This window comes from Albidovulum sp. (genome assembly GCF_049646345.1).
Classification (GTDB): Bacteria; Pseudomonadota; Alphaproteobacteria; order Rhodobacterales; family Rhodobacteraceae; genus Albidovulum.
On sequence record NZ_JBARVQ010000406.1, the window covers coordinates 1 to 5,596 of the forward strand.

Below are 5,596 nucleotides of genomic sequence, written 5' to 3' on the forward strand. Positions count from 1 at the left end.
ATATTCCTCCACCCCGTTTCTGCTGTTCATGGCGGGTGAATATATCGCCATCTTCCTGATGTGCGCGCTGATGAGCCTGCTGTTCTTCGGCGGCTGGCTGAGCCCCATTCCCGGCCTCGCGGATGGCTGGTGGTGGATGGTCGCCAAGATGTGGGTCTTCTTCTTCTTCTTCGCGATGGTGAAGGCCATCGTCCCGCGCTACCGCTACGACCAGCTCATGCGGATCGGCTGGAAGGTGTTCCTGCCCTTGTCGATCGGCTGGGTTGTGCTCGTCTCGTTCCTCGCGAAATTCGAAGTGCTCGGCGGCTTCTGGGCCCGCTGGGCGATTGGGGGGTGACATGACGCAATCCAAAGCGAAGTATTGGTGCAGAGTCGCCGACCATAGGTTTGCAATACGCCCCCTCAATACTGGGGGCTACGTGTTGAGCATTGATGGACAGCTTGGCCACTTTTTCGCGGACGCCAAAGATGCGGCTGCCGAATGCGCTCATGGTCAAGTGTCCACGGTCGTTCAGCCGAGCAATGACGCGAAGCCCTACTTGATATGCACGAAGTTGCTCGATCTACCAAAAGTTCTGGATGATTGGGAAGAAGGTTCAGAGGAACCGTTGGAGTTGGCGCAATGACCCAGATCGACTACACCCGCGCCGCCAAGTATTTTCTCTTGGTCGATTTCATCAAGGGCTTCGGGCTCGGCTTCAAATACTTCTTCGCGCCGAAGGCGACGCTGAATTACCCGCATGAAAAGGGGCCGCTTTCGCCCCGCTTCCGCGGCGAACATGCGCTGCGCCGTTATCCGAACGGTGAGGAACGCTGCATCGCCTGCAAGCTTTGCGAGGCGATCTGCCCGGCGCAGGCCATCACCATCGACGCCGAACCGCGCGAGGATGGCAGCCGCCGCACGACCCGCTACGACATCGACATGACCAAGTGCATCTATTGCGGCTTTTGCCAGGAGGCCTGCCCGGTCGATGCCATCGTCGAGGGACCGAACTTCGAATTCGCGACCGAAACGCGCGAGGAACTGTTCTACGACAAGGCCAAACTGCTTTCCAACGGCGAACGCTGGGAAGCCGAGATTGCCCGCAATCTTGAACTGGACGCACCCTACAGATGACGTCTGACGCTGCACATATCGACACCTATGACCGGGGCAAGGCGCTTTCCGAGGCGGTAAACCCCGGCATGGAAGACGTATTGCGCGCGCGGTACGAAAAGCTCGTGCCGGGGCTGGCCGAAACCGTTGTCGATGTGGCCTATGGCAAGTTCTATGCCCGCAAGGGCGTGGATGAGAAGACGCGCCTTCTGGCGACGATTGCGGCACTCACCGCCCTTGGCGGGCAGACCCGGCCGCAGCTCAAGGTCAATGTTGCATCGGCCCGCGCAGTCGGCGCCAGCCGCGAAGAGATTTCCGAGATCATCTTCCAGATGACACTCTATGGCGGCTTCCCGGCGATGATCAACGCGCTGAACGCCGCCATCGAGGTCTTTGATGCCGAAGAGGTGGCCGCATGACCGACGCCTTCGGAAAACTCTTCCAGCAGATGATGGAGCAGGGTCAGGAAATGGCCCGCGCCTTCAATCCTGCTTTGGAGAATTTCAAGGGCGCCGATCTCGACAAGATGTTCCCAACCATGTCGAAGGACATGATGGAGATGTGGTTCGGCAAGACCTTCAACAAGGAAGGGCTCGATGCCCGGACCCGTTTGCTGGTCACGGTCGCCGCGCTGACGGTTCTGGGCGCGCAGGCCGAACCGCAGATGAAACTGACGATCCGCCACGCGCTGGAAGCCGGGGCGAGCAAGCGGGAGATCGCCGAGGTGATTTCCCAGATGAGCATGTTCGGCGGATTGCCCGCCATGACCCGCGCGCTGGAAATTGCGCAAAAGGTCTTCGACGAGATGGGAGATGACGCATGAGCGTTATGGTCTTCGCCTTCTACCTTTTCGCCGTCACGGCGGTGGCCTCTGGCCTGATGGTGGTCATGGCCCGCAACCCGGTCCATTCGGTCCTGTGGCTGATCCTCGCCTTCCTCTCCTCGGCGGGGCTCTTCGTGCTGCTGGGGGCGGAATTCGTGGCGATGCTGCTGATCATCGTCTATGTCGGCGCGGTCGCGGTGCTGTTCCTCTTCGTGGTGATGATGCTCGACGTCGATTTCGCCGAACTGAAGGGCGAGATGGCGCGCTACATGCCGCTTGGGCTTCTGATCGGCGTGGTGATCCTGATGCAGCTTGGCATCGCCTTCGGCGCGTGGGAAACGGCCGAGACGGCCGAGGCCATGCGCGGGGCCGTGGTGCCCGACGACATGCAGAACACCGCCGCCTTGGGCATGCTGCTCTACGACAAGTATATCCTTCTCTTCCAGCTTGCCGGTCTGATCCTGCTGGTCGCAATGATCGGGGCCATCGTCCTGACGCTGCGGCACAGGAAGGACGTCAAGCGCCAGAACGTTCTGGCCCAGATGTGGCGCGATCCGGCCAAGGCGATGGAGTTGAAGGACGTGAAACCGGGGCAGGGGCTGTGACTGTGGAAGACACAAATGCAGTGTTGTCTTCGCGATCTCGCGAAGCATGGAAAAAGCTTGTGACGTTCGCTGATTGGGAACGCGTCTCCATTCATGACGTCGGTCAGATTATCAAGTTTTCTGTTTCTGCGTATCGTGATGGCGATCCAGATCTGACCGACTGGTACGAGGCGAACCTGACGAAGGATCAGATAGGTTCTGTTCTGTTCCAGTGGCTTCTAGACGTGTCAGACGCCATCAGCGACACGCTTGCCATTTCAGATGAATACGCGGTGGAGGCAACAGAATGATCGGACTGACCCACTATCTCGGCGTTGCCGCCGCTTTGTTCGTGATCGGCATCTTCGGCATCTTCCTCAACCGGAAGAACATCATCGTCATCCTGATGTCGATCGAACTGATGCTCCTTGCGGTCAATATCAACTTCGTCGCCTTCTCGGCCTATCTGCATGACCTCGTCGGTCAGGTCTTCACGATGTTCGTCCTGACCGTCGCCGCCGCCGAGGCCGCGATCGGTCTTGCGATCCTCGTCTGCTTCTTCCGCAACCGCGGCACTATCGACGTCGAAGACGTAAACGTGATGAAAGGGTAAAGAGCCATGACGTCCATCATCCTCTTTGCCCCGCTCATCGGCGCGCTCATCGGCGGCTTCGGCTGGCGCGTGATCGGCGAGACGGGCGCGCAGGTGGTCACGACCGGCCTTCTGTTCCTTGCCTGTCTTCTGTCGTGGATCACCTTCCTCGGATTCGACGGCACCACCCAGCATATCCATATCCTCGACTTCATCCGCTCCGGTACGCTCGACACGTCGTGGTCGATCCGGCTCGACCGGCTGACGGCGATCATGCTGATCGTGGTGACGACCGTCTCGGCGCTTGTCCACCTCTATTCCTGGGGCTACATGGCCCATGATGAGAACTGGCGTGAGGGCGAAAGCTACAAGCCCCGCTTCTTCGCCTATCTCTCGTTCTTCACCTTCGCGATGCTGATGCTGGTGACGGCCGACAACCTTGTGCAGATGTTCTTTGGCTGGGAGGGTGTGGGCGTCGCCTCGTACCTGCTGATCGGGTTCTATTACCGCAAGGCATCGGCCAACGCCGCCGCGATCAAGGCCTTCGTTGTCAACCGCGTCGGTGACTTTGGCTTTGCGCTTGGCATATTCGGCCTCTTCTATCTGGTCGACTCGATCAACATGGATGATGTCTTCGCCGCAGCGCCCACGCTGGCCGAGACGCAGCTGACCTTCCTTTGGACCGAATGGAACGCCGCGAACCTTCTGGCCTTCCTGCTTTTCGTCGGCGCGATGGGTAAGTCGGCGCAATTGTTCCTGCATACCTGGCTGCCGGACGCGATGGAGGGCCCGACGCCGGTTTCCGCCCTGATCCACGCCGCGACGATGGTGACGGCGGGCGTCTTCCTTGTCTGCCGCATGTCGCCCCTCTTTGAATATGCGCCCGAGGCGAAGAGCTTCGTGATGTATATCGGTGCCGCGACCGCGTTCTTTGCGGCCACGCTTGGCCTTGTGCAGAACGACATCAAGCGCGTCATCGCCTATTCGACCTGTTCGCAGCTGGGTTACATGTTCGTGGCCGCAGGCGCGGGCGTCTATGGTGCGGCGATGTTCCACCTCTTCACCCACGCCTTCTTCAAGGCGATGCTGTTTCTTGGTGCGGGCTCGGTCATCCATGCGATGCATCATGAGCAGGACATGCGGAACTACGGCAATCTGCGCAAGAAGATCCCCTATACGTTCTGGGCGATGATGATCGGCACGCTGGCCATTACCGGTGTCGGCATTCCGCTCACGCATTTCGGCTTTGCCGGGTTCCTGTCGAAGGACGCGATCATCGAAAGCGCCTATGCTTCGGGCAATGGCTTTGCTTTCTGGGCGCTTGTTGTCGCGGCCCTTTTCACCAGCTTCTATAGCTGGCGGCTGATGTTCCTGACCTTCTACGGCACGGAGCGCGGCGATCATCACGCGCATGAACACGCCCATGAAAGCCCGATGACCATGGTCGCACCGCTTGGCGTGCTTGCGCTCGGCGCGGTCTTTGCCGGGATGCTCTGGTACAAGCCTTTCTTCGGCGATCATGACCGGATGACCAGTTTCTTCGCGATGCCGCATCACGCAGATGCCGCGGCTGACCATGGCACCGCGACTGAGGCCGCCGATATGGCGACAACGGATGCCGAAGCAACGGCCGGGCACGGCACTGCGACCGCCGAGGTGGCGGATGACCATGCGGCGGCCGATGCAGATGCAGGTCACGCACCGGCTGCGGCAGGCCATGCGCCGCAGGGGGCGATCTATATGTCCGAGGCCTCGAACAAGGTTCTCGACGACGCCCATCATGCGCCGGCCTGGGTCAAGTCCTCTCCCTTTGTCGCGATGCTGATTGGGCTTCTCACGGCTTACGTCTTCTATATCCGCGACCCGTCGATCCCCGGACGGCTCGCCGCACAGCAGCCGATCCTTTACCGGTTCCTGCTGAACAAATGGTATTTCGACGAGATCTATGACGTCCTCTTCATCCGTCCGGCGAAATGGCTTGGGTCCTTCCTGTGGAAGAAGGGCGACGGCAATGTCATCGACGGCACGATCAACGGTGTCGCCATGGGCTTCGTGCCCACGCTGACCCGCCTCGTGAACAAGGCGCAGTCGGGATACATCTTCACCTACGCATTCGCGATGGTCATCGGCATCGCGGCTCTGCTTACCTGGATGTCGCTCATGGGGGGCGCGCACTAATGGAAAACCTGCTTTCCATCATCACTTTCGTGCCCCTCGTGGCCGCGGCCATCCTTGCCCTCTTTCTCAAGGGTGACGATCCGGCGGCGCAGAAGAACGCGAAATGGCTGGCACTGATCGCGACATCGGCGACTTTCCTTGTCTCGCTCTTCCTGCTCTCGGGCTTCAATCCCGGCGATACCGGCTTTCAGTTCGTCGAGGAACGCGACTGGATCATGGGGCTGAAATACAAGGTCGGGGTTGACGGTATCTCGATCCTTTTCGTCCTGCTGACCACGTTTCTGATGCCGATCACGATCCTGTCCTGCTGGGACGTGGATGTG

The 5,596-nt window shown here is 59.8% G+C and carries 9 protein-coding genes and 1 pseudogene; all 10 read left to right on the forward strand.

The features are described from left to right. Positions 1-337 (forward strand): NADH-quinone oxidoreductase subunit H (locus tag WBB85_RS09945; protein ID WP_432638462.1); only part of this gene is annotated, 337 nt, incomplete at its 5' end. A gap of 85 nt (positions 338-422) precedes the next feature. Beyond that, on the forward strand, positions 423-626 hold the full coding sequence (locus WBB85_RS09950; RefSeq protein WP_432638463.1) for a hypothetical protein: 204 nt from the start codon (positions 423-425) through the stop codon (positions 624-626). Continuing rightward, positions 623-1,117, forward strand: coding sequence for an NADH-quinone oxidoreductase subunit NuoI (gene nuoI / locus WBB85_RS09955; RefSeq protein WP_432638464.1), 495 nt, complete (start codon positions 623-625; stop codon positions 1,115-1,117). Before WBB85_RS09950 ends, nuoI begins: the two co-directional genes overlap by 4 nt. Further along, positions 1,114-1,515 carry a carboxymuconolactone decarboxylase family protein gene (locus WBB85_RS09960; RefSeq protein WP_432638465.1) on the forward strand — a complete coding sequence of 134 codons (402 nt, stop codon included), beginning with the start codon at positions 1,114-1,116 and terminating at the stop codon, positions 1,513-1,515. The genes nuoI and WBB85_RS09960 overlap by 4 nt, the downstream gene beginning before the upstream one ends. After that, the gene (locus WBB85_RS09965) at positions 1,512-1,919 is read left to right on the forward strand and encodes a carboxymuconolactone decarboxylase family protein (protein ID WP_432638466.1); all 408 of its coding nucleotides are present in this window, start codon (positions 1,512-1,514) and stop codon (positions 1,917-1,919) included. The genes WBB85_RS09960 and WBB85_RS09965 overlap by 4 nt, the downstream gene beginning before the upstream one ends. Beyond that, a complete protein-coding gene (locus WBB85_RS09970; RefSeq protein ID WP_432638467.1) occupies positions 1,916-2,524 on the forward strand; it encodes an NADH-quinone oxidoreductase subunit J in 609 nt (202 codons plus the stop codon). Before WBB85_RS09965 ends, WBB85_RS09970 begins: the two co-directional genes overlap by 4 nt. Positions 2,525-2,526: 2 nt before the next feature. Next, positions 2,527-2,814 carry a hypothetical protein gene (locus WBB85_RS09975; RefSeq protein ID WP_432638468.1) on the forward strand — a complete coding sequence of 96 codons (288 nt, stop codon included), beginning with the start codon at positions 2,527-2,529 and terminating at the stop codon, positions 2,812-2,814. After that, positions 2,811-3,116: an NADH-quinone oxidoreductase subunit NuoK gene (gene nuoK / locus WBB85_RS09980; protein WP_432638469.1), complete on the forward strand. Its 306-nt coding sequence runs from the start codon at positions 2,811-2,813 to the stop codon at positions 3,114-3,116. The genes WBB85_RS09975 and nuoK overlap by 4 nt, the downstream gene beginning before the upstream one ends. A gap of 6 nt (positions 3,117-3,122) precedes the next feature. After that, a complete protein-coding gene (gene nuoL / locus WBB85_RS09985; protein ID WP_432638470.1) occupies positions 3,123-5,273 on the forward strand; it encodes an NADH-quinone oxidoreductase subunit L in 2,151 nt (716 codons plus the stop codon). Next, positions 5,273-5,596, forward strand: a pseudogene (locus WBB85_RS09990) (NADH-quinone oxidoreductase subunit M); the annotation flags it as partial. The gene nuoL and the pseudogene WBB85_RS09990, both read left to right, overlap by 1 nt.

Coding starts and splice junctions, on each gene's coding strand:
- nuoI (WP_432638464.1), top strand. CDS start 623: ATGACCCAGATCGACTACACCCGCGCCGCCAAGTATTTTCTCTTGGTC.
- WBB85_RS09960 (WP_432638465.1), top strand. CDS start 1,114: ATGACGTCTGACGCTGCACATATCGACACCTATGACCGGGGCAAGGCG.
- WBB85_RS09965 (WP_432638466.1), top strand. CDS start 1,512: ATGACCGACGCCTTCGGAAAACTCTTCCAGCAGATGATGGAGCAGGGT.
- WBB85_RS09970 (WP_432638467.1), top strand. CDS start 1,916: ATGAGCGTTATGGTCTTCGCCTTCTACCTTTTCGCCGTCACGGCGGTG.
- nuoK (WP_432638469.1), top strand. CDS start 2,811: ATGATCGGACTGACCCACTATCTCGGCGTTGCCGCCGCTTTGTTCGTG.
- nuoL (WP_432638470.1), top strand. CDS start 3,123: ATGACGTCCATCATCCTCTTTGCCCCGCTCATCGGCGCGCTCATCGGC.